18 protein-coding genes and 1 tRNA gene are annotated in these 20,869 nt (G+C 63.3%); 13 read left to right on the top strand and 6 right to left on the bottom strand.

The annotated features are described in order from the left end of the window. The gene (locus tag VM94_RS00305; protein ID WP_046681684.1) at positions 1 to 3,222 is read left to right on the top strand and encodes a molybdopterin dinucleotide binding domain-containing protein; all 3,222 of its coding nucleotides are present in this window, start codon (positions 1 to 3) and stop codon (positions 3,220 to 3,222) included. A 53-nt stretch (positions 3,223 to 3,275) separates the two neighbouring features. Here VM94_RS00305 and VM94_RS00310 read toward each other — a convergent pair whose 3' ends face one another. From VM94_RS00310 to mutM, 5 genes are read right to left on the bottom strand one after another with little or no spacing between them, the layout of a single operon-like run. After that, positions 3,276 to 3,890: a response regulator transcription factor gene (locus tag VM94_RS00310; protein WP_046681685.1), complete on the bottom strand. Its 615-nt coding sequence runs from the start codon at positions 3,888 to 3,890 to the stop codon at positions 3,276 to 3,278. Further along, on the bottom strand, positions 3,887 to 5,677 hold the full coding sequence (locus VM94_RS00315; protein WP_052755437.1) for a sensor histidine kinase: 1,791 nt from the start codon (positions 5,675 to 5,677) through the stop codon (positions 3,887 to 3,889). The genes VM94_RS00310 and VM94_RS00315 overlap by 4 nt, the downstream gene beginning before the upstream one ends. Next, positions 5,677 to 6,840, bottom strand: a complete 1,164-nt coding sequence (gene mutY / locus VM94_RS00320; RefSeq protein ID WP_235432776.1) for an A/G-specific adenine glycosylase — start codon at positions 6,838 to 6,840, stop codon at positions 5,677 to 5,679. The genes VM94_RS00315 and mutY overlap by 1 nt, the downstream gene beginning before the upstream one ends. Positions 6,841 to 6,863: 23 nt before the next feature. Then, the gene (locus VM94_RS00325) at positions 6,864 to 8,765 is read right to left on the bottom strand and encodes a dynamin family protein (protein WP_046681686.1); all 1,902 of its coding nucleotides are present in this window, start codon (positions 8,763 to 8,765) and stop codon (positions 6,864 to 6,866) included. A 10-nt stretch (positions 8,766 to 8,775) separates the two neighbouring features. Next, the gene (gene mutM, locus VM94_RS00330; RefSeq protein WP_046681687.1) at positions 8,776 to 9,612 is read right to left on the bottom strand and encodes a bifunctional DNA-formamidopyrimidine glycosylase/DNA-(apurinic or apyrimidinic site) lyase; all 837 of its coding nucleotides are present in this window, start codon (positions 9,610 to 9,612) and stop codon (positions 8,776 to 8,778) included. A gap of 167 nt (positions 9,613 to 9,779) precedes the next feature. Here mutM and VM94_RS00335 point away from each other — a divergent pair, with 167 nt between their 5' ends. The 7 genes from VM94_RS00335 (at position 9,780) to pth (ending at position 15,892) form a co-directional block, all read left to right on the top strand. After that, positions 9,780 to 11,570, top strand: coding sequence for a tetratricopeptide repeat protein (locus tag VM94_RS00335; protein ID WP_046681688.1), 1,791 nt, complete (start codon positions 9,780 to 9,782; stop codon positions 11,568 to 11,570). A 61-nt stretch (positions 11,571 to 11,631) separates the two neighbouring features. Beyond that, positions 11,632 to 12,282 (top strand): outer membrane lipoprotein LolB, encoded by a 651-nt coding sequence (locus VM94_RS00340; RefSeq protein WP_046681689.1) that lies wholly within the window; start codon positions 11,632 to 11,634, stop codon positions 12,280 to 12,282. Beyond that, positions 12,279 to 13,163, top strand: a complete 885-nt coding sequence (gene ispE / locus VM94_RS00345; protein WP_046681690.1) for a 4-(cytidine 5'-diphospho)-2-C-methyl-D-erythritol kinase — start codon at positions 12,279 to 12,281, stop codon at positions 13,161 to 13,163. The genes VM94_RS00340 and ispE overlap by 4 nt, the downstream gene beginning before the upstream one ends. Positions 13,164 to 13,241: 78 nt before the next feature. Continuing rightward, positions 13,242 to 13,318 (top strand) — tRNA-Gln (locus tag VM94_RS00350). Positions 13,319 to 13,468: 150 nt separating this feature from the next. Next, positions 13,469 to 14,419, top strand: coding sequence for a ribose-phosphate pyrophosphokinase (locus VM94_RS00355; protein WP_034753270.1), 951 nt, complete (start codon positions 13,469 to 13,471; stop codon positions 14,417 to 14,419). A gap of 164 nt (positions 14,420 to 14,583) precedes the next feature. Next, positions 14,584 to 15,192, top strand: a complete 609-nt coding sequence (locus VM94_RS00360; protein ID WP_035824067.1) for a 50S ribosomal protein L25/general stress protein Ctc — start codon at positions 14,584 to 14,586, stop codon at positions 15,190 to 15,192. A 115-nt stretch (positions 15,193 to 15,307) separates the two neighbouring features. Continuing rightward, entirely contained in the window at positions 15,308 to 15,892 is a 585-nt protein-coding gene (gene pth, locus VM94_RS00365) for an aminoacyl-tRNA hydrolase (RefSeq protein WP_034753275.1), read from the top strand. Here pth and VM94_RS00370 read toward each other — a convergent pair whose 3' ends face one another. Further along, positions 15,893 to 16,990 (bottom strand): serine hydrolase domain-containing protein, encoded by a 1,098-nt coding sequence (locus tag VM94_RS00370; RefSeq protein ID WP_046681691.1) that lies wholly within the window; start codon positions 16,988 to 16,990, stop codon positions 15,893 to 15,895. It abuts the gene before it with no gap. Positions 16,991 to 17,113: 123 nt separating this feature from the next. Here VM94_RS00370 and VM94_RS00375 point away from each other — a divergent pair, with 123 nt between their 5' ends. The 5 genes from VM94_RS00375 to VM94_RS00395 all read left to right on the top strand — a co-directional run bounded on the left by VM94_RS00375 (position 17,114) and on the right by VM94_RS00395 (position 20,855). Continuing rightward, positions 17,114 to 17,689, top strand: coding sequence for a DUF2975 domain-containing protein (locus VM94_RS00375; RefSeq protein WP_046681692.1), 576 nt, complete (start codon positions 17,114 to 17,116; stop codon positions 17,687 to 17,689). Further along, on the top strand, positions 17,689 to 17,922 hold the full coding sequence (locus VM94_RS00380; RefSeq protein ID WP_034778346.1) for a helix-turn-helix domain-containing protein: 234 nt from the start codon (positions 17,689 to 17,691) through the stop codon (positions 17,920 to 17,922). Before VM94_RS00375 ends, VM94_RS00380 begins: the two co-directional genes overlap by 1 nt. Positions 17,923 to 18,076: 154 nt before the next feature. Further along, positions 18,077 to 19,168, top strand: coding sequence for a redox-regulated ATPase YchF (ychF, locus tag VM94_RS00385; protein ID WP_034753282.1), 1,092 nt, complete (start codon positions 18,077 to 18,079; stop codon positions 19,166 to 19,168). A 196-nt stretch (positions 19,169 to 19,364) separates the two neighbouring features. Continuing rightward, positions 19,365 to 19,883, top strand: coding sequence for a sigma-70 family RNA polymerase sigma factor (locus VM94_RS00390; protein WP_046681693.1), 519 nt, complete (start codon positions 19,365 to 19,367; stop codon positions 19,881 to 19,883). A 3-nt stretch (positions 19,884 to 19,886) separates the two neighbouring features. Continuing rightward, positions 19,887 to 20,855 (top strand): FecR domain-containing protein, encoded by a 969-nt coding sequence (locus VM94_RS00395; RefSeq protein ID WP_046681694.1) that lies wholly within the window; start codon positions 19,887 to 19,889, stop codon positions 20,853 to 20,855. Positions 20,856 to 20,869 lie beyond the last annotated feature (14 nt).

Here is a 20,869-nt window from a genome sequence, read left to right on the forward strand (position 1 = left end):
ATGAACGAACGCAAAAACAACGACGACCGCAACGACGTCCCCGAAGACGAAAATGAAAAACGCCGCAAGCTGCTGCGCTACGGCGCCATCGGCGGCGGACTGGCCGCGTTTGCCGCCAGCTTTTCCACCACGGCTGGCCGCATGGTCGACCACGCGCTGGGCAAAGATAAACCTGTGCAGAAATTGCATGGCAATTCGCTGCCGTCCGAGTTTTCCGTCGACACGGCCACGGGCAAGCTGACCGTCAATCCGGACCAGCAAGTGAGCTACACCATGTGCATGGGCTGCACCACGTTTTGCGGCGTGCGCGTACGCCTGGATAAAAAAAGCGGCAAGGTCTTGCGCGTGGCGGGCAATCCGTACAGCCCCCTGTCGGCCGATCCGGCGCAGCCATACCAGACCTCGATACGCGACAGCTTTGTCTCGCTGTCGCGCTTCCAGGAAAAGGGCTTGAAGGGCCGCTCGACGGCTTGCGGCCGGGGCAACGGCGTGCTGGAACAGATGGAGTCGCCGTTCCGTGTGCTGGCGCCCATGAAGCGCGTGGGGCCGCGCGGCGGCGGCCAGTGGGAACCGATCGCTTTCGATCAACTGGTCAAGGAAGTGACGGAAGGCGGCGACCTGTTTGGCGAAGGCCAGGTACAGGGCTTGCGCGCCTTGCGCGAGCTGGAAAAACCGATCGATCCGGCGCAGCCGGAACTGGGTCCGCAAGTGAACCAGGTTGGCCTGATGTGCAGCACCGACGATGGACGCCTGGCGTTCGGCACGCGCTTTTTCAAGCAGTCGTACGGCAGTCTGAATCTGGTCAATCACGGCTCGTATTGCGGCGGCGCCTACCGCAGCGGCTCGGGTGCCATGTTCGGCGACATGAAGAAAATGCCGCATGCGAAAGTGGACCTGGAAAACACGGAGTTCTGCATTTTCGTCGGCACGGCGCCGGGTAATGCGGGCAATCCGTTCAAGCGCCAGGGCACCCTGATCGCGAAAGCCCGTTCGGGCAAGCGCGACTTCAGCTACGTCGTCGTCGACCCCGTGCTGACGAATGCGGACAGCCTGGCCGCGGGCGACCGCAGCCGCTGGGTGCCGATCAAGCCGGGTACGGACGGCGCGCTGGCCATGGCCATGATTCGCTGGATCATCGAGCACGAACGCTATGACCGCAACTTCCTCGTGCAGCCGAACCTGAAGGTGGCGGAAGCGGCGGGCGAGGCCGCCTGGTGCAACGCCACGCATCTGATCATCAACGAAAAGGGCCATCCGCGCGACGGCCGCTACCTGCGCGCATCCGACATCGGCGCGGTGGAACTGCCGGAAGAAGAGCGCTACAAGGATGGTGACGCCTTTTGCGTGATCGACGCCGCCACGCAAGCCATCGTGCCGCACAACGCGGCCAAGGGCGAGGCGCGTCTGTTCTTCGATGGCCCGCTGGACGTGGCCGGCGCGCCGCTGCACCTGAAGACGGCCATGACGATGCTCAACGAGGAAGCGCAGCGCCACAGCATGGACGAGTATTCGGCCGCCTGCGGCATCGGGCGCGACATCATCGAAGGCCTGGCGCAGGAACTCACCAGTCATGGCAAGCGCGCGGCCGTCAATGCGCACGGCGGCATGATGTCGGGCGCGGGCTTTTACAACGCGTATGCGCTGGTCATGCTCAATACCCTGATCGGCAATTTGAACCGCAAGGGCGGCACCCTCGTCAATGGCGGCAGCTTCAAGGATGCGGGACCGGGTCCGCGCTATAACCTGGAGAGTTTCGACGGCGAGATCAAGGCGGCCGGCATGCCGATCGGGCGCAATGTGCCGTATGAAAAAACCTCGGAATTCAAGCTGAAGAAAGAAGCGGGCAAGGCGTATCCGGCCAGGGCGCCGTGGTATCCGAACGCGCCCGCGCTGGCGACCGAGTGGCTCACCAGCGCCATGAACGGCTACCCCTACACCTTGAAGGCGCTGATACTGTGGAGCTGCAATCCCGTCTACGGCATCACGGGCTTGCGCGCGCAGATCGGCAAGGAACTGGCCGATCCGAAGAAGATTCCCCTGATCGTCGCCATCGACCCCTTCATCAATGAAAGCTCGGCGTTTGCCGACTATCTGCTGCCCGATACCTTGCTGTATGAAAGCTGGGGCTGGGCTGGCGCCTGGGGCGGCATGCCCGTCAAAATGAGTACGGCGCGCTGGCCCGTGGTCGAACCGCGCGTGCAAAAGACGCCGGACGGCCAGACCATCTGCATGGAATCGTTCTTCATCGCGCTGGCCAAAACGATGGCCTTGCCCGGTTTCGGCCCGGACGCCCTGCAAGACATGGATGGCCAGCGCTTTCCCCTGCAGCGCGCGGAAGACTGGTATCTGCGCGGCGGCGCCAACATCGCCTGGCAAGGAAAAACGTCCGTGCCTGACGCGAGCGACGACGACATCGACCTGTCCGGCGTGGTGCGCATCCGCCCCGAACTGGAACGTACCCTGAAGCCGGAGGAGTGGCGCAAGGTGGCCTTCATGCTGGCGCGAGGAGGGCGCTACCAGAGCTATGGCGAGATGTTCGGCCTGCGCCTGCCGCCGCCCGCGAACCCCAAGGCGCCGGCTGTTCCTGCACCCGTGACCGACGAGGCGCCGTATTCGCAGGACTGGTCCACGCACCGTTATCTGAAACCGATGATGCTATACAACGAGGGCCTGGGTGTGAGCAAGAACAGCTTGAGCGGCAAGCGTTTCCCCGGTACGCCCGCGTGGCGGGTGGCGGCGTTTTCCGATGGCACGCCCGTGCGCAAGGCCTATCCGGCCAGCGAATGGCCGTTCGAACTGATCAGCTTTAAATCGGCGCTGCAGAACTCCTACAGCATCGGCGCGCGGCGCTTGCGCGGCATCCATCCGGACAACCCGGTCGCCGTGCACCCCGACGATGCGGCCCGCTTGAAGCTGCAAAATGGCGATGAAATTTATTTGGAAACGCCGGGCGGCAAGGCCAGGGCCACGGTGATGCTGCGCCACGGCGTGCAACGGGGCGTGATCGCCGTCGAACATGGTTTCGGCCACAAGGAGCACGGTGCGCGCGCCCACCGCATCGGCAAGCTGCGCCAGCCCGACGAACCGGCCATCGGCGCGGGCATCAACTTGAACGACCTGGGATTGACGGACCCGAGCCGCGGCGACAAGAACGTGTTTGTCGATCCCGTTTCGGGCACGGCGGTGCGGCAGGGGCTGCCGGCGCGCATCGTGCGGGTTTAGAGTTGTCCACCTGTTGGTAGGTCGGATTAGCGTAGCGTAATCCGACAGATAGCCTAAATTGCCCCACCCGCCATCAGCAGCCGGGCTACCTCGGCTGCTGAATGCAGGCCCAGTTTTTCCATCGTGTTATGGCGGTGCACCTGCACCGTCTTGTCGCTGATGCCCAGCTCGCGGGCGATGACTTTCGACGCTTTGCCTTCGGCCATCAAGAGCGCCACTTCGCGTTCGCGCGCCGTCAATGTCGCCAGTGCTGCCTGTGCCGTATTGGTGCTGGCGGCGCTGCGGCTTTCTTCCACGCTGCGGGACACGGCGCGCGAGACGGCGTCCAGCAATACCTGGTCCTTGCATGGCTTTTCCAGAAAGTCGCAAGCGCCCGCCTTCATCGTTTGCACGGCCATGGCCAGGTCGCCGTGGCCGCTCAAGAAAATCACGGGTAGCGCAATGGCATGGCGTGATAGTTCCTGCTGCAGTTCCAGCCCGCTCATCAAGGGCATGCGCACGTCGAGCAGCAAGCAGCCCGGCGCATGGCCGTCATAGCGCTGCAGGAAATCGCGCGCCGATTCGAACGTCTGCACTTTCCAGCCGGCCGAATCGAACAGATAGGCCAGCGAGCGGCGCATGGCGGCGTCGTCGTCGACGACAAAGATGATCGCATCGCTTTCATTCATGGTGTTTCCTTGTTTGCTTCTATGCCGGTATCTTCAGGCAGGCGGAACCAGACCGTCAAGCCTGGCGCATCGGCATTGGCGTGCGCCGACAGGCTGCCGCCGAACGATTCGATGATGCTTTTGCTGAGCGACATGCCCAGGCCCAGGCCTTCGGCCTTGGTGGTAAAGAACGGTTCGAACAATCGCGCCATCTGCGCCGTTGGCAAGCCGCATCCCGCGTCGCGCACGGCCACCGTGCAGGCGCCGTTTTCACGGTGCAGCAGCACGCCGATGGGCTGCTGCGGATTGTCGTTCTCCACCTGCGCATCGAGCGCATTTTTCAGCAGATTGAGCAGCACCTGCTGCACTTGCTGCGGGTCGGCCAGCACGCGTGCGTCAAGATTGCTGCCTTCGTGGTTCCAGCTGATATGGGCGTGCGGATGGGCTGCGCGGAACAGTGCCACGGCTTGCTCCACGGCGCCGGCCAGGGCGAAGGCCGTGCTGTGGGCGGGACGTTTTTGCGCCATGGCGCGGATGTGCCGGATGATGGCGCCCGCGCGCTCGCTTTGCGTGGCGATTTCCTGCGCGCCGTCGAGCAGGGGCGCCGCGTCGAGCCGGCCCGCCGTGATGCGGCGCGCCATGCCGCGCGCGAAATTGCCGATGGCCGCCAGCGGCTGGTTTAATTCGTGCGCGATGGCGCTGGCCATCTCCCCCAAAATCGCCAGGCGCGCCGTGTGGTCGAGCGTGGCCTGGCGCTGGCGCGCCTGTTCTTCCAGCGCGCGCTGCTGGTGCTGGGCCGCGCGCAATTGCTCCGTGCGCCGGCTGACCAGGTATTCCACGCGCACTGTGTGCACGGCCCATGCCACGAGCAGGGCCAGCACGAGCAGCATCCAACCCCAGTAGCGGCGCAGCGCCGTCTCGAACGTCAGTTTGTCCAGATAGGCGTAGGGACCGATGTGCAAGTCGCGGAACAGTTCATCGACGATCTGGTAATCGCTGGGCACCGTCCAGCTATAACCCTCGGCCGTGCGCGGCATGGCCAGCAGGGCCTGCGCCACTTTTTTCGCCAGCGCGGGCGGCGTCTGGCGCAGGGCCACGAAGGGCCAGTCCGGATACAGGCGCGACGAGCTGGCGCAGCGAAAGCCGGGAATCGGGCGCGTGGTGATCACGCGCAGTTCCTCGGCCCGCACTTCGCCGCGCGCCACCATCTGTTCCAGCAAACAGGTGCGCACGATGCCCGCATCCATGTGCCCGGCCCGTACGGCGTCGACGATCTGCTGCGAGGGAAAACCGCTGTAGCGCAGGCTAGCAAAATCGTGCGTGGGATCGATGCCCGCTTCGCGCAGTTCGCGCGCAGCGATCTGGTAGCCGCCAAAGGCGTCAGGCGCCACGGCCATCACGTTCTTGCCCGCCAGGTCGGCTAGGTCATGCAGCGGCGACGCGCTGCGCACGACGATGGCCGAACCGATGGCCTGGCGCGGCGAGTCCGTCCACGGCGATTCCAGCGTGGCGATGCGGCTGGCGCCGTCGCTGTGTTCGAGCGCCACGTAATGGCCGCTGCTGGTGATGGCAAAGGCGATCGTTTGAGACTGCACGGCGCGCGTCAGGCCCGCCTGGTCGTAATCGGCCAGGATGAAACGGATGCCGGGAATGCTGGCCTGCAGATGGCGCGTCACATACGACCAGTCCTGCTGCACGGCGTCGCCGCCCTTGTAGGCCAGCACGCCAATGCGGACCTCTGGCAGTGCGTCATCCGCTTGCGCGCCGTGCAGACACAGCGCCGCCAACGCGAACAGTAAAAAACGCACTAAAACATGCTGCGCTGTGCCGAACGCGCATCGCCGAACAGGTCCAGCAGCAGTTTCTTGATGGGGGCGGGCAGCGGCGCATCCGCGATTTTCGCGCCGTCATACCAGACGTGCGTCGCTTCCCCGGCCATTGCCAAACGGCGCGCCAGGGTGATGCGGCAGGGGACGATGTGCAGCTTGTAGTGGGTGAAGACGTGGACGATGGGCAGCAACCGTTCCTGCGATTCGATTTCGCCGAACGGCGCCACGGCGCGCGCCAGCGCATCCTGGTCGATGGCACGGGGAGAGTCTGCATCGGCCAGCACGTGGCCATCGAGTTCGGGTAGCGACAGCAGGCCGCCCCAGATGCCCGAGCCGGGACGCTGCTCCAGCAGCACCTGGCCATCGTCGATGACGACCAGCATGACGGCGTGTTTTTCCGGGCTGGTTTTCTTCGGTTTGCGCACAGGCAGATCCTTGGTGCGGCCCGTGGCGTAGGCCACGCAGCGCGGCTGCAAGGGGCAGCGGCCGCAATCGGGGCTGCTGCGCGTGCACAGGGTGGCGCCAAAGTCCATCAGGCCTTGCGTATAGGCTTCGATGCCCGTCTCAGGCAGCAGTGCTTCGGCGCGGCGCCACATGGCTTCCTCGACCCGTTTTTCGCCTGGATAGGCGTCGATGCCGAACGTGCGCGCGAACACGCGCTTGACGTTGCCGTCCATGATGGCCGCGCGCGTGCCGCTGGAAAACGCGGAAATGGCGGCGGCCGTCGAGCGGCCGATGCCGGGCAGGTCGGCCAGCAGGGCCGGGTCGCTGGGGAACACGCCGTCGTATTCGGCCACCACGCGCTGCGCGCACTTGTGCAGGTTGCGCGCCCGCGTGTAGTAGCCAAGGCCGCTCCACTGCGCCATCACGTCTTCGACAGGCGCGCTAGCAAGGTCGCGCAGGGTGGGGAAGCGTTCGAGGAAGCGCGCGTAGTAGCCGAGCACGGCGGTGACCTGCGTTTGCTGCAGCATGATTTCGGACAGCCAGATCAGGTAGGCGTCGCGCGTGTTTTGCCAGGGCAGCGCGTGGCGGCCATGCTGCTTTTGCCAGGCGATGACGGTGGCGGAAAAAGTCGGGTCGACATAATCTTCAAAAGGTGCCATGCCCGTGGCGGGCGAGAGCGGGTGCAGCAAACGTTTCATGCAGGATCCCAGTGTTCTGTTGTCTATGTTGCGCTGGCCGCACGCAGGGTGGCCAGCAATTGCGCTAGCTGCGCCTTGTCGCGTTCGAGCGCTGCCAGGCTGGCCTCGAAGCCGGCGATTTTCTGTTCCAGGCTGCCCGTGGCGTCGTGGATGCGCTGGATCGATGCAAAGCGCAGTTTCAGCTGTTCCTTGTACTCGACGATCTGCGCTTCGAGCGGCGCCATGATGACTTTCAGCCAGGCGCTGGCGTCGTCATTGGCGTTGGTGAAACTGCGGCGCACGCGCGAGGCGATGGTGTCGAAGAATTTTTCCATCAGCACGACGCGGCTGGTGGTGAGCAGGGTCGCCGTGCCGAACTGCTTATGGTAGACGGCTTCGATGTCGGCGATCTCCTGGCGGTAGCGGGCCAGCGAAAACGGCATCGGCAAGGCCAGCGCCAAGCCATGTTCGGAAGCGAATTTGCGGTACATCACGTTCATCATTTCCGTGATCTCGGCCGTCTTGCCTTCCGAACGGTCCAGGTTGCTGGCGATGCGCTCGAAATACTGGCGCACGGCTTCGCGCAGGCCCGTGAAAAAGCGGCTGCGCTGCATGGCGGCGCGCACGCCATCGATATCGTCGCGCACGATGTCCATGCCCAGGCTCGTGTACAGCTCCGTCGACAGGCGGGTAAACACGGCGCGCGTCGCCTGCAGCTTGAACAGGCTGCTGTCGAATTCCTTCTTCTCGATATCGATGCGCCGCATCATGTGCGCGATCACGCTCTGGTTCTTGCCGCGCAGGCTGTGCAGCTCATGCAGCTGCTCGGCGATGCCGCGCGCGCGGGCCGCCGCCTGCACCTGCTGCGCCGCCTCGATGGCGTCCAGGTCGAATGCCAGCTGGCGCCGGATGATGTCCTTGCGCGCGGGGATCAGCTCTTCGAACAGGGCCGTCTCCAGCGGCAGCAAGCGGCTCTTTTCCAGCAGCGCCGCATCGTCGTTGATCTTGCCCACGAGGGCCTTTTGCGCCGAGACGGGAAACACCTGGCTCGCGTCGAGTGTCAACAGATGCGCCACGCTGGCTTGCTGGCGCTCGATCGCTTGCGCCACCTCGGCATCGCCGCGCAATTCGTCCCACATGCTGTCGATCTTGTTGAGCACCACCAGGCGCCCCGCGCCGGCGCCGATATGGTTGCGCCATACCTCGATATCGCTGCGCGTGACGCCCGTGTCGGCCGCCAGGATGAACAGCACCGCATGTGCATTCGGAATCAGGTTCAGGGTCAGTTCAGGTTCCGTGCCGATGGCGTTCAGACCCGGCGTGTCGAGGATGACCAAGCCCTGTTTCAGCAGCGGATGGGGGAAGTTGATGATGGCGTGGCGCCACATGGAGATTTCCACCTGGCCGTCCTCGTCGAGCATGGCGGGAGCATCCGCGTCGTCGGCGTCGTACAGGCCGTAGCGCGCCGCTTCCTCGACGCTGACTTTTTTCGTCAGGCTGACCTGGCGGATCGCTTCCTGCATGTCGCCACCCGCCTCGATGTTCAGGGGCAGGACGGTCCAGGCGGCGGGCAGGTCGCGGTAGTCGCTGGTCGACAGGTTCTGCGCGCGCGTCTCGATGGGCAGCAGCCGGATCGATGGCGGCCAGGCCGCGTCGTACAGCAGCTCGGTGGGGCACATGGTGGTGCGGCCCGCGCCCGATGGCAGGATGCGCTGGCCGTAGCCGGCAAAGAAGATGGCGTTGATCAGTTCGGATTTGCCGCGCGAGAATTCCGCCACGAAGGCGACAGATAAACGGTCATCGAGCAGGCGGGAACCACAGCGCGCCAGGCGCAGCGCGGAGGCGCCGTCGACCAGGCCAGCCGCGCTGGCGGCTTGCCGGTATGCCTGCAAGGCGGCCTGCACGTCCTGCCGCCATGCGCTGTATTGTTCCAGGTCTCTGACCATCTGCTCCCCTTTATTTTTGACAATTCACGCAGTAGAACGTGGAACGCTGTCCCTGCACGATCTGGCGTATCGGCGCGCCGCACACGCGGCAGGGCTTGCCCGCGCGGTTGTACGTGAAATACGTCTGCTGGAAGTAGCCGGACTGGCCGTTCACGCCGATGAAGTCGCGCAGGGTGCTGCCGCCCTGCACGATGGCTTCGGCCAGCACGTCGCGGATCGCTTGCGCAAGTTTCTCATAGCGGGCCAGGCCGATGCGCCGGGCTGGCGTCTTCGGGTTGATCCCCGCGCGGAACAGGCTTTCGGAACAATAGATATTGCCCACGCCGACGACGATGTCGCCCGCCATCAGCACCTGCTTGATATTGGTGCCTTTGTTGCGCGTTTTTTCGAACAGCAGCTGGCCCGTGAAGCCGCCTTCCAGCGGTTCCGTGCCGAGTCCCCGCAGCAGCGCGTGGCCGTCCAGCGGGCCGTCGGCCTCGTCGTGCCACAGCACGGCGCCGAAGCGGCGCGGATCCGTCATGCGCAGCACCTGGCTGCCGCCGTCCGCATCTTCCACGACGAGGTCGAAATGGTCGTGCTTTTGCGCTTCCGTCCCCGTCGGCAGCACGCGCAAATGGCCGGACATGCCCAGGTGGATGATCAGGGTGCCGTGGCGGAAATGGATCAGCAGGTATTTGCCGCGCCGCCCCGTCAGGCCGATGGTTTGCCCCGACAATTGTTCGCCCAGGGCAGGGGGGAAGGGCCAGCGCAGGCCGTCGCGGCGCAGCACGACGGAGCGCACGGCGCGCCCTTCCAGGTGGGGCGCGACACCGCGCCGTGTGACTTCGACTTCTGGCAATTCTGGCATAGGGCTCGAATGGTTGAAAACCGGATAAAAAACAGGCGGGTTGCCGGCCGAGGGCTGGCCCTGGCAGGCCACGCCGCCACGACGTATATATTTCGTTACATACGTGAAGTACGCGATAGCCGCGTTGGGCGTAGAATCAAACTTTGCCGTTTAGCCAGGATCAGCCTTTGAAAAACGCTTTCGCCATTGTAACCTTGTCCGCCCTGATGGCCACGCATGCCATGGCACAGACCCCTGTCGCCCCTGCCGATGCCGCGGCCAGCCCCTCTGCGGCCGCGCCCGTCGCGCCGCAGGAAGAGGGCGCAGAGTCCAAGGTGGACGCCAAGGCGGAGGGTTTGCCCAAGGTCGAATTGAGCAGCGACCTGCTGTACAAGCTGACCCGCGCCGAAATGGAATTCAAGAGCGGCCAGTGGCAAGGGCCGTACGTGACGATGATGGTGGCGGCGCAGCAGACGCGCGACCCGCGCCTGGCGCGCCGCGCTTCCGAAATGGCGCTGGCCGCCAAGCAGGGCGGCGAAGCGCTGGCGGCCATCCGCCTGTGGCGCGAGCTGGCGCCCGAATCGGACGAGGCAACGCAGTTCTTCCTCGGCTTCGTCGTATTGACGGACAAGATCGAGGAAGCGGAACCGATCTTCGCCGAGCGCCTGGCCAATGCGCCGGGTGGCGCACGGGGCGTGGCCCTGTTCCAGATGCAGCAGATTTTGTCGCGCTCGAATGACAAGCTGTATGCCTATTCGATGGTGACGCGCCTGGTGCAGCCTTACCTGGACATGTTCGAAGCGCACCTGGTGCTGGCGCAGGGCGCCTTGTCGATCGGCGAGCGTGAACGCGCCATCGGCGAAGCGAACAAGGCGCTGGCGATCAAGCCGAACTCCGAGCTGGCCGCGCTGACCCTGGCGCAGGTGACGGGCGAACCCGAGGCGGCAAACAAGGTGCTGGCCACGTTCCTGCAAAAGAATCCGGACGCCGTCGAAGTGCGCGGCGCGTACGCGCGCCTGCTGGTCGAGCAAAAGCAGCTGGAGCCGGCGCGCGAGCAGTTCCTGCTGCTGCTGAAAAGCCAGCCCGATAACGTGGGCGCCCTGTATGCGCTCGGCATCGTGGCGCTGCAGCTGGAAGACACCAAGGGCGCGGAGCAGTACTTCAAGCGCTTCCTGGCCGTGCTCGAAAAATCCCCTGGCGACACGCGCGATCCGTTCAAGGCCCTGATGATACTGTCGCAGATCGCCGAGACGCGCGGCGACACGGCGGGCGCCATCGCCTGGCTGGACAAGGTCGACAACAGCGCGTCGGCCGGCTATGTCGAGGCGCGCTTGCGCCGCGCCCAGCTGATCGCCCGTGGCGGCAATCTCGATGCGGCGCGCAAGGCGCTGACGGAAATCGAGACGGACGATCCGGCAAGCCAGGCGCAGGTGCTGCTGGTCGACGCGCAATTCCTGCGCGATGCCGGCTACGTGCAAAGCGCGTACACGGTGATGGAAAACGCCTTGCTGCGCTTCCCCGACAATCCGGAACTGTTGTACGACTATGCCTTGCTGGCCGAACGCCTGGACAAGTTCGAGCTGATGGAAGCGAGCTTGCGCCGCGTGATGGCGCTGGCGCCCGACAACCAGCACGCGTACAACGCGCTCGGTTATTCGCTGGCCGAACGGGGCCTGCGCCTGGAGGAAGCCCATGCGCTGATCGAGAAAGCCTTGCAGATGGCGCCGGGCGACCCGTTCATCATGGACAGCATGGGCTGGGTGCAGTTCCGCATGGGTAACCTGGCCGCCGCGGAAAACGCGCTGCGCCGCGCCTATGCCGTGCGCAGCGATCCGGAAATCGCCGTCCACCTGGGCGAAGTGCTGTGGCAGAAGGGCGACAAGGACGAAGCGCAAAAACTGTGGCGCGAGGCGCAAGGCAAGGACCCGAAAAACGAGGCGCTGAAAAGTACGCTGGCGCGCCTGAATGTCAGTCTGTGATTGAATCGATTAACTCCACTATAAAAAACCAGCGCCATGGCGCTGGTTTTTCCTTGTACCCATGTTAAAAAAACTGCTCCCCCTCGCACTCGTCTGCCTGTCCCTCTCGGCCTGCTCGACCCTGAGTTCCCCATTCTCGTCCGGCGCCGCGCCATCCGCCAACACCGTCGCGCCCTACCGCGAACAGGTGGAGCTGACGGGCCGCCTGAACGTCGTGTACCAGAAGGATGACAAGCCCGAATCGGCCACCGTCAATTTCAACTGGCAGCAGACGGCGCAGCGCACGGACGTGACCCTGTATTCTCCCGTCGGCAGCACGCTGGCGACGATCGCCGTCACGCCGCAGCAAGCCGTGTTGACGCAAAGCGGCAAGGCGCCGCGCAGCGCGCCCGATGTCGACACCCTGAGCGCGCAGATGCTGGGCTGGTCCTTGCCCGTGTCGGGCTTGCGCGACTGGCTGCAAGGGTATGCCGTGGGCGCCGACGGCAAGCGCTTCGTCGCTTCGCCGGCCAACGACAGCGTGACGACCAAAGACGGCTGGCGCTTGCGCTATGTGTCGTGGCAAGAAGTAGGGCAAAATGCGGCCGACAATATACCGGGCGCCTTGCCCCAACCGCGGCGTATCGATGCCGAACGCAATGCCAGCGCGCAGGCCGATGCCGTGTCGCTGCGCATCGTCCTCGATCCCGTCCCATCGGATCAAGCACAATGACGTTGACGACCCTGAATAACTGCCCGGCTCCCGCCAAGCTGAACCTCTTTCTGCACGTCAACGGCCGCCGCGCCGATGGCTACCATCTGTTGCAGACGGTGTTCCAGTTGCTCGACCATGGCGACACCCTGCACTTCGCGCTGCGCGACGACGCGGCGATTGTCCGCGTGACGGAGCTGGCCGGCGTGCCGCAGGAGCAGGACTTGATCATCCGCGCCGCCAGGCTGCTGCAGGCCGAAGTGCTGCGCCGCACGGGCGCCTTGCCGCGCGGCGTCGATATCGCCATCGACAAGGTGCTGCCCATGGGCGGCGGCTTGGGTGGCGGCTCGTCCGACGCGGCCACGGCGCTGATGGCGCTCAATCGCCTGTGGCAGGCCGGTTTGACGCGCGAGGAATTGATGGCGCTGGGCTTGCCGCTGGGTGCCGATATCCCGTTTTTCATCTTTGGCGAAAACGCCTTTGCCGAAGGCGTGGGCGAAGCCTTGCAGCCCGTCGCCACGCCCGCATGCTGGTATGTGGTGATCGAGCCGGGCGTGCAAGTGCCGACCGCCGCAATTTTTTGCGCGGAAGGCTTGACGAGAAATACCGAACCCGTCACAATAGCGGACTTTTCCAGGTACCTCGCAGAAGGAAACGATGCGGGCGGGTTTGGAAAGAATGATTTACAGCAAGTGGCATGCAGTCTTTTCAAGCCGGTAGCAGATGCGGTAGAATGGCTGGGTGCTTACGGTGAAGCCAGGATGACTGGTTCCGGTGCTTGTGTGTTTAGTGCGTTTGGCAGTCAGGAAGAAGCGGATGCGGTGCTCAGTAATGTGCCACCAGTCTGGGTCGCCTGGAAGGCAAAAGCGCTGAATCGCCACCCGATGCTCACCATGTTGTAGAGAGCAAAAAAAGATTTTGCTTAGCGTCAAATAGTCGGTATAATACTGGCCAACATGACGGCAAGCAGTCAGTAACGTAGGGGAATCGCCAAGCTGGTTAAGGCACTGGATTTTGATTCCAGCATGCGAAGGTTCGAATCCTTCTTCCCCTGCCACCCTTTCACCGTAGTCTGTCGATGCGAAGTTGGCGTCCAGTGCGGGAAAAAGCAGATGTGTCGCCACGCGGCATATTCTAAACAATGACTGACCGGGCCTATGCCCGGTTAGTGCTTTTCAAGACTTCTATATCACCTCTTGGGACTCCCATGGCTTACGAAAACCTGATGGTTTTTACCGGCAACGCGAATCCAGCGTTGGCAGAGGGGGTCGCAAAAAACCTCGGCATCCCTCTCGGTAAAGCAAACGTTTCGAAATTCTCCGACGGCGAAGTAATGGTCGAGATTAACGAAAACGTACGCGGCAAGGATGTTTTTGTTTTGCAATCCACCTGTGCTCCAACCAATGACAGCCTGATGGAAATCATGCTGATGGTTGATGCCTTGAAACGTGCTTCCGCTGGCCGCATCACCGCCGCGATTCCTTACTTTGGCTACGCCCGCCAAGACCGTCGTCCACGCTCCGCGCGTGTGGCGATTTCGGCCAAGGTGGTGGCGAACATGCTGGAAGAAGCCGGTGTCGAGCGCGTCCTGATCATGGACTTGCACGCCGACCAGATTCAAGGTTTCTTCGATATCCCAGTCGACAATATTTACGCTTCGCCAATTTTGCTGGGCGACCTGCAAAAGAAAAATTACCAGGATCTGCTGGTAGTGTCGCCGGACGTCGGCGGTGTGGTACGTGCGCGCGCCCTGGCAAAACGCCTGGGCTGCGACCTGGCCATCATCGACAAGCGTCGTCCAAAAGCGAACGTGTCCGAAGTGATGAACATCATCGGTGAAGTCGAAGGCCGCAACTGCGTGATCATGGATGACATGGTCGACACGGCAGGCACCCTGACCAAGGCTGCCGAAGTGCTCAAAGAGCGCGGCGCGAAAAAAGTCGTGGCGTATTGCACGCACGCGGTGCTGTCGGGCCCGGCGATCGACCGTATTTCGGCTTCGCCACTCGATGAGCTGGTCGTGACCGATACGATCCCCCTGTCCGAAGCGGCCCTGGCCTGCGGCAAGATCCGTCAATTGACGTGCGCGCCTTTGCTGGCCGAGACGTTCAAGCGCATCATCAAGGGCGATTCGGTTATTTCCCTCTTTATCGATTAATTCGATAATAGAAACAGACGTATGCCTGCGGCGCGACCGGCTTTTTGCCTGTTGCGCCGCAGTGTTTTAATTTTCGGGGTGTTTTGCACCCCATTTTCGAGGATTCCTGGTCGCGGGCATCCTCATAACACAAGGCGCAAGCCTTGTTCTTCTTGGAGTTTCACATGAAAGTTATCGCATTTAAACGCGAATTGCAAGGTTCCGGAGCGAGCCGCCGCCTGCGCATTTCCGGCCAAACCCCTGGTATCGTCTACGGTGGCGCTGAAGCCCCTGTGCTGATCTCGCTGGATCACAACGCCCTGTACCACGCGTTGAAAAAAGAAGTGTTCCACTCGTCGATCCTGGACCTGGAAATCGACGGCGTTTCCCAGCAAGTTCTGTTGCGCGACTTCCAAGTCCACGCATACAAACAACTGGTTCTGCACGCTGACTTCCAGCGCGTTGACGCATCGCAGCCTATCCACGTGAAAGTGGCTCTGCACTTCATCAACGCTGACGTTTCCCCAGCAGTCAAACTGCACGGCGCGACCATCAGCCACGTTGCCAACGAAATCGAAGTAGCTTGCCTGCCAGGCAAACTGCCAGAATTCATCAACGTTGACCTGTCGAACATCGACGTTGGTCACTCGCTGCACGTAGGCGACCTGGTTCTGCCAGCTGGCGTGACCGCTGTCACCCACGGCGCCAACCTGACCATCGCTACCGCTTCGGTACCGGCTGGCCACGTTGCTGCTGAAGCCGCTGCTGCTGAAGTTGTTGCTGACAAGAAGTAATTTTGCCGCCGCAGCAATGCGGTAGTCGCAAGGAAAAACCCGCCAGGTTCGCCGCGCGGGTTTTTTTCTGCCTGTTTTCACCGATAATGCTTTCTTTTACATTGCAGACACAGCCATGCCCATACGCCTGATCGTCGGCCTCGGCAACCCGGGACCCGAATACGAACAAACCCGCCACAATGCCGGCTTCTGGCTGGTGGACAATCTTGCCAACAGCTTGCCCGGCACGCGTTTGCAGCGCGATTCGCGCTACAACGCCATGCTGGCCAAGACCTCCATCGGCGGCAACGAAGTCTGGCTGCTCGAACCGCTGACCTTCATGAACCGCTCGGGCCAGTCCGTGGGCGCGCTGGCGCGTTTCTTCAAGATCGCCGCCGATGAAGTGCTCGTCGTGCACGACGAACTCGACCTGATGCCCGGTATCGCGCGCCTGAAAAAGGGCGGCTCGGCCGGCGGCCACAATGGCTTGAAGGACATCACGGCCGCGCTGGGCACGCAGGATTACTGGCGCTTGCGCCTGGGGATCGGCCACCCGCGCACCCTGAGCCTGCAGCAGCAGGTGGCCGACTTCGTGCTGCACCGCCCGCGCCGCGAAGACCAGGAGCTGATCGAGCAAGCCATCGACAAATCCTTGCAGGTGATGCCGCAGATCGTCGAAGGCAAGTTCGAGGCCGCGACGATGAAACTGCATACGGCCTAGTTATTTTCCTGCCTGGCCGAAGCCGGCCATGATGGTTTTCGCCATCTGCTGCTGGCTGGCTTGCGCGCTGCTGCCTTCGCCCGCGTTGGCGGCGATCAGCAAGCCGTCGCCGCTGCCGGGCGCCAGCGCGATCAGCGCGTGCCAGTAGCCGTTCGAGCCCAGGTGCGTGAGCACGCGCTGCGGCGCCTGCGGCGGGAAGTGCATCACGCCCCAGCCCAACGCCGCATTCGTGTCGCCCTGCGCCGTGTGCAGCAACACATACGTTTCCCGTTTCAGCAGCTTGCCCTTGCCTTGTTCGCCGTGCAGTTGATCGAGCGCAAACTTGGCCCAGTCTTGCATGCTCAGGTGAATCTCTCCATCGGGCGCCATCATCAGCGGATTGCTGGCCATCAGGCCGGCAATCGGCTTGTTCTCCTTATGCCCCAGATTCTGCCCGCGCACGGTGGGGCCGAACGCGGCCTGCATGCCGAGCGGGCCGAACACTTCGGCTTGCATCAATTCTTCATACGTCTTGCCCGTGGCCTTTTCCGCGATGGCGGCGGCGATCATGGCGCCGCTGTTCGAATAATGCGATTCGCCACGCGGCGGGGCCACCGGAGCGTCGGCCAGCGCGCGCTGCGCGTATTCCTGGCGCAGCAGCGGCAAGGGGCGCGTGTCCGCGTAGGTGGATTCGATCCATGCCTCATCCGGATTGGGCGGCAGGCCGGCGCGGTGCGACAGCAGATCCATCAGGTTGACGTCGCGGTACTCGGCGCGCATGCCGCCGGCCAGCGCGGGCAACATGCTTGACAGTGGCGCATCCCATGACAGCACGCCCCGTTCCACCAGCTGCGCGATCAGGGTCACCGTCATGGCCTTGCCGTCCGAGCCGATATTCCACACGTCGTCGGCGCGCACGGCGTCGTGGCCGTCATTGGCGCGCACACCCGCCTGCGCCTGCGCATCGATCTTGCCGTCGCGAATCACGAGTATGGCCATGGCCGGCACGCTCTTGTCGGCCAGCGCCTGTTGCAGCATGGCGTTCAAGTCATGGGCGCGGGCGCCCCCGCTGAGCAAAAAGGCGGTGCTGCAAACGAACGAGGCAAGCAGGGTTTTCATGGTGTCTCCAGTCAATAAGGGTGGGCGAACATGTTAAAATGGTCGCAAAACATGATTTAATTATTGTTTTACGATAATTTATTCTAACGGCACTAGCCGCTTTCGTATACTTTTCTTTTAACTATGAAAAAAAATCAGACGGCGCCCGCGGCGCTGAGCCGGCGCGTGCGTTACGGCGTTTCGGGATTCTTTCTGCTGTACCTGCTGCTGACGGTGCTGGGCTGGCTGGCGCCCGCGCCGGCCGTGCAGGGAGCCGTGGGCGGCGCCGGCATGTATGAACTGTTGCTGCAATTGCAGAGCCAGCCGTTCGAGCGCCTGGCCGCCATGCCCTTGTGGCAGCGGGGACTTGGCCTGGCGCTGGCCTTGCCGGCCTTGTGCGTGCTGGGCGACGCCGTGCGCCAGCTGGCCGCGGTCTTACGCCAGTTCGAGCAGGGCGTGTTCTTTACGCCGCAGGTGGCGCGGCACTTTCGCCGTTTCGCCGGCGGCTTGCTGTTGGGAACGGTGTTGACTTTGCTGGAACCGACCGTGCGCGGCATGCTGTTTGGCTTGCTGGAAGAGGGAACGGGCCAGTTGCGCCTGGTCATCGATATCACGGGCGGCGACCTGTGGACCTTGCTGCTGTGCTGCGTGTTCTTTGCGCTGGCGCAAATCCTCCATGAAGGCCAGCGCCTGGCCGATGAAAACAGCGGGTTCATCTGATGGGTATCGTCGTGCGCCTCGATCTGGTACTGGCCAGGAAAAAAGTGAAATCGAAGGAACTGGCGGCCTTCATCGGCATCACGGAACAGAATTTGTCCCTCTTAAAATCGGGCAAGGTGCGCGGCGTGCGTTTCGATACCCTGTCGAAAATTTGCGAGATGCTCGAATGCCAGCCCGGCGACATCCTGGAATTCGATGCGTCGCAGCCGGACGACGGGGATGGCGACAGTTAGCGGCACAGAGGGCGGTTTTTTTGAAGAGTAGGGTGCATAGAGGTACAATTGACCCTTACGAGCATTTATACAGCAAGATTATCCAGAAAACGCCTGTACAGGCCGTTTTTGCACCAGCCGCTTGCCGGCAATATTGATTAATTAAAGGTTTTCCATGAGTCTCCAATGCGGTATCGTCGGCTTGCCGAACGTCGGCAAGTCCACCCTGTTCAATGCACTGACGAAAGCCGGCATCCCGGCTGAAAACTATCCGTTCTGCACCATCGAGCCGAACGTCGGCGTCGTTGAAGTGCCGGATCCGCGCATGGATGCGCTGGCCGCCATCGTCAAGCCGGAACGCATGGTCAACGCCATCGTGGAATTCGTCGACATCGCCGGCCTGGTGGCTGGCGCATCGAAGGGCGAGGGCCTGGGCAACCAGTTCCTGTCGCACATCCGCGAAACGGACGCCATCGTCAACGTCGTGCGCTGCTTCGAAGATGACAACGTCATCCACGTGGCCGGCAAGATCAACCCGCTCGACGATATCGAAGTCATCCAGACCGAACTGGCGCTGGCCGACATGGGCACCGTGGAAAAAGCCATCCACCGCGAAAACAAGAAAGCCCGCTCGGGCGACAAGGATGCGGCCAAGCTGCTGGCCATCATGGAACGCATGATGCCGTACCTGAACGATGCGAAACCCGTGCGCGCCATGGGCCTGGACGCCGACGAAATGGAACTGATCAAGCCGCTGTGCCTGATCACGGCCAAGCCGGCCATGTTCGTCGCCAACGTGTCCGATTCGGGTTTCACGGACAACCCGCTGCTGGACCAGCTGACGGCCTATGCGCAATCGCAAAACGCGCCCATCGTCGCCATCTGCGCCGCGCTGGAAGCGGAAATCGCCGACCTGGACGACGCCGACAAGGGCGCTTTCCTGGCCGACATGGGCATGGAAGAGCCAGGCCTGGACCGTCTGATCCGCGCCGGCTACAAGCTGCTGGGCTTGCAAACCTACTTCACGGCAGGCGTGAAGGAAGTGCGCGCCTGGACCGTTCCCGTGGGCGCCACGGCGCCGCAAGCGGCCGGCGTGATCCACACCGACTTCGAACGCGGCTTCATCCGCGCGCAAACCATCGCCTATGACGACTTCATCGCCTACAAGGGCGAAGCGGGCGCCAAGGAAGCGGGCAAGATGCGCGCCGAAGGCAAGGAATACGTGGTCAAGGATGGCGACGTGCTGAATTTCCTGTTCAACGTCTAATTCCCGACCCGCTCCCCTATGGAGCCGCCACGAACCCTGCAAGTCATTGATTTGCAGGGTTTTTTATTGCCTGCATGGCCAAGCCGGCATGCGAGATGGTTGCGGCTGTCCTGTTTTTCACTATATAATGAGAATAATTCTCATTTATATTGATGCGTCCGCCAGTCCGCTGGCCATCGACCACAGGAAGGGTATCGTGAGCACCGCCGAGTTAGCGCTTCAGCAGCAAGTCAGCAGTCTGTACACCGACCACCATGGCTGGCTGCGGGGTTTGCTGCGCCGTAAACTCGGCAATGCCTTCGATGCGGCCGACCTGGCGCACGATGTGTACCTGCACCTGATGAAGACGGGCAGGGTGCCGCCGGCAGGGGAGTCGCGCCGCCACCTGACGCAGATCGCCAACGGCATGGTCATCGACCTGTACCGCCGCCGCCAGATCGAGGCCGCCTACCTGGAAGTGCTGGCCCTGGCGCCCGAAGCGCTGGCGCCCTCCGAGGAAGAGCGCGCGCTGGTGATCGAGGCGCTGACGGAAATCGACGCCGTGCTGCTGCAGTTGCCGGCCAAGGCGCGCACCGCCTTGCTGCTGTGCAAGCTCGATGGCCTGAGCTACCGCGACATCGCCGCCGAATTGCAGGTGTCCGTCTCGTCCGTCGAAAAATACATCGCCGCCGGCTTGCTGGCTTGCTACCAGGCCATGCACGCCCAAGGCGCCTGAACCATGGATGTGGTGATTGCACCGGCCATCGTGCAGCAGGCGGCCCATTGGATGGCGCGCCTGTGGTCCGACGACGCCAGCGATGAAGACCAGGCCGATTGCGCCCGCTGGCGCGCCGCCCATCCGCACCACGACCTCGCCTGGCAGCGCCTGCAGGCGTTCGAAGGCAAGCTGCACAGCGTGCCGCGCGACGTGGCCCGCCATGCGCTGCGCGAACCGGCCCCGGCCGCCTACCTGAACCGCCGCCGGGCCCTGAAACTGCTGGCCGTGCTGCTGCCCGTAGGCGGCATGGCGTACATGCTGCGCGGCACGGATGCCTGGCAAGTGGCTACGGCAGGGCATGGCACGGCCACGGGCGAGATCCGCGAGATTACCTTGCCGGACGGCACGCGCGTGATGCTCGCTTCCGCCTCATCCATCGACGTGCGCTTCAGCGCCAGCGAGCGCTTGCTGATCCTGCGCAGCGGCGAAATCCTCGTCACGACGGCGCATGATCCCGACCCGGCGCGGCGGCCTTTCCGCGTGCAGGGCCGCCATGGCACGGTGCAGGCGCTGGGTACGCGTTTTACTTTACGGCAAGACGAATACACGTCGCGCGTGGCCGTCTTCGAGGGCGCCGTCGAAGTGCGCCTCGCGCATGCGTCTGGCCGCCCCGTGCGCCTCGACACGGGCTACAGTGCCATCTTCTCGGCTGACATCGTGCAGTCAGGCGCACCCGCGTCCGCCAGCGCCGCGGCCTGGGCCAAGGGCGTGCTGGTGGCCGACAATATGCGCCTGGACGACCTGCTTGCGGAACTGGCCCGCTACCGCCCCGGCCTGCTGCGCTGCGACCCGGTGGTGGCCAGTCTCACCGTCAACGGCGTGTTTTCCTTGCGCGACACGGACCGCGCGCTGCACAACCTGGCGCTGGCCTTGCCCGTGCAAATCGTTGCGCGCACACGCTACTGGGTGACGGTCCAGGCCGCTGCCTGACAATTTCGCGGACC

The organism is Janthinobacterium sp. KBS0711 (genome assembly GCF_000988085.1).
GTDB lineage: Bacteria > Pseudomonadota > Gammaproteobacteria > Burkholderiales > Burkholderiaceae_D > Janthinobacterium > Janthinobacterium lividum_E.